This window comes from Vibrio sp. 10N.222.55.C6 (assembly GCF_041473395.1).
Lineage (GTDB): Bacteria > Pseudomonadota > Gammaproteobacteria > Enterobacterales > Vibrionaceae > Vibrio > Vibrio crassostreae_C.
The window spans coordinates 1-214 of record NZ_JBFRSD010001246.1; the positions used below are offsets into that span (position 1 = coordinate 1).

Annotated in this window: 1 pseudogene; it reads left to right on the forward strand. The window is 43.9% G+C overall.

From position 1 onward, the window contains the following. Nucleotides 1-214 (forward strand): annotated as a pseudogene (locus AB4486_RS28390) (anaerobic sulfatase maturase); the annotation flags it as partial.

Sequence of the window (214 nt, forward strand, 5' to 3'; positions counted from 1 at the left end):
GCTCATACTAACAACAAATGGCTCACCAACCAGAAGGCGATCATTCCTGTTTCAGGCGATCTAGAGCCGTGGAGTGTTGAATCAGCACAATGGGGAGAGTTTCTCTCTACGATTTTTGATGAATGGTACCAACATGATTTTGGTCAGGTGCTCGTGCCTTATTTTGAAAACTTCTTTGGTGTGTGGATGGGGAAAGAAAGCACTATGTGTACAT